A 1,947-nucleotide genomic window follows, 5' to 3' on the forward strand; every position below is an offset into this window, starting at 1 on the left:
CAGAACACGAAGGTCGGCAACACGTGTGTAGAGAGGATTTTTGATAAAACGGCCATCATCTGTCTCATAGTATGCTGCTCCCCGGTATGCCTGAAAAAAGGCATAGTCGCTTGAGAAGGTATCTGAGACGATATTTGCCATCACCAGTGGATCATTGCCGGGGTTGATGGTCACGTGCCCAAAGCCCGGGGGGATCAGGACTTTGTCACCCTTGACCGCCGGGTGCAGGACAACGTCTGTTAGATCAGCTGCCTGGAGGAGGAAATGGCCCCTGCCGGAGAGGACTTCGTAGACTTCCGGGTACGGAACGCCGGAAGCGTTCTCTGGATGATGGTGCCCTTTTGTCTTGATGAACTCGCCACAAACAGACCCGGCGGTGATCATGGTGATATCATACCTGATCTGCCCTGCCCGAAGAAGCGCACGATCCTCATCATTCATGGCCAGATCCCGATACATATAGTAGAGAGGACCTGAAGCATCACAGGAAGGATTAGCAAGCACCATCCGCATATCATCCACTGTCCTGACATCGGGTTCAGGAAGGGTGCCATTCCAGATATCCATCAGTGTTCTCTTCGATGTAAGAATATTTAAAAAGCGGGATTGGGAGTCAGAAGAGATGGGGCATCAGGGCAGTTGGCGGGATTGGGTGGCCTCAGGGAGCTCCTGTTGATGACCCGGGATCAAACGGCGATTCGGGCGGCTCTTGCGAGTGTTTGAATCAGAGCGGAAGGGCGCGTCACTGTTCTTCTCTTGAATGTTGAACGAATTTAGCAGGCAGATTTAGCATATTAGTTTGAACCAAAAGAAAGGGCGGTGCTCAGAAATGTGAAATCGGTTCCATCAGGCTGCAATCCATCAGACCCTTAATCGCAAGGGTGGTTACCGGATGACCGTCTTCTTTCATTGCCGCAAAGGGGTTGGTACCCCCCAGGGCGACGATACCAAGGTACTGGGGGCTCACAGAGACGCCAAGGATGGAGGCATTGGGCATCCCGACCTCAAGGATGCCGGAGAAATGGCTGTCAACACATTCGTCAAGTACTTCAGCAAGGAGCGTCTCGGCCTCCATATGGCATTCACGGACATTACCCAGGATAGTTCCATTCCCTTCCTTCATCACCCGGTTTACTGAAGTGAGATTCTGTGATGCCATCACCTGAAGCGGGTCGAAGGTGGTTGCTTCATAGAGGATCATATGCGTGAACCTTCGGGGAAGATTTGACTCCACCTCAATAATACCGCCTCCGATAGGGTTTGTAACAATTCCGCGCCTGAGAAGAATGCCATCCAGCGTTATACTACAAAGAGTACATATCCCAAGCATTCCTTGTGGTATTGTATACCCCTCAAGAGTCTCGCCCGGTTCGACAAACCGGATCATATCACCAACCGTAATACCTGCTGCTGCCACGCGCTTCATGATCTGGATCGCATATTCTCGTTCGGATTTGGGGATTAAAAAGAGATTATAGACAACAGTCCCCTCATTCTCCAGCGGGTTATACGTTACCTGCATAGAATATTCGACGATCTGGTTATGGATGAATTTCAGAGGGGTATCCATTATGTACTAGTCGAGCCGGTTCAATAAAACCCTTCGCCCGCCTGTGAAGTGAATCGAAATATTGTTCTATTTACGGACACCTGTATGGGTATGGATGAATCAGTACGGATGCGTGCAATCCGTGAGATTACCCTGATCCTCGAAACTGCAGGATATGATATAGAGGAAGAGGGCGATCCCTTCGATCTCTCTGCAGTTTCAGGAAAAGAGTGTATTCTTGTGATGTGCACCGATGATCCCACGCAGGCACGGATCTTTGATAATAAACCATATATCCTTGAAGAGGATGGTGAGAAGATACCCTGTAAAAAGCTAATCTTCACCCGGAACGAGAGAATGAACACCCATGAAGCCTCAATCTGGCTGCCAGATGATCT

At 49.9% G+C, this 1,947-nt stretch carries 2 protein-coding genes and 1 pseudogene; 1 reads left to right on the plus strand and 2 read right to left on the minus strand.

What is annotated here, in order from left to right; all coding sequences use genetic code 11:
* Window positions 1–567, minus strand: a 567-nt coding sequence (locus QCH34_RS11575) for a glucose-6-phosphate isomerase family protein (protein ID WP_300334348.1), incomplete at its 3' end; no start/stop codon positions are given.
* 256 nt (window positions 568–823) lie between these two features.
* Window positions 824–1,570, minus strand: a complete 747-nt coding sequence (locus QCH34_RS11580; RefSeq protein WP_300334350.1) for a DUF128 domain-containing protein — start codon at window positions 1,568–1,570, stop codon at window positions 824–826.
* A 90-nt stretch (window positions 1,571–1,660) separates the two neighbouring features.
* Here QCH34_RS11580 and QCH34_RS11585 point away from each other — a divergent pair.
* Window positions 1,661–1,947, plus strand: a pseudogene (locus tag QCH34_RS11585) (hypothetical protein); the annotation flags it as partial.

This window comes from Methanocalculus sp., assembly GCF_029762515.1.
Taxonomy (GTDB): domain Archaea; phylum Halobacteriota; class Methanomicrobia; order Methanomicrobiales; family Methanocorpusculaceae; genus Methanocalculus.

Coding starts and splice junctions, on each gene's coding strand:
- QCH34_RS11580 (WP_300334350.1), bottom strand. CDS start 1,570: ATGGATACCCCTCTGAAATTCATCCATAACCAGATCGTCGAATATTCT.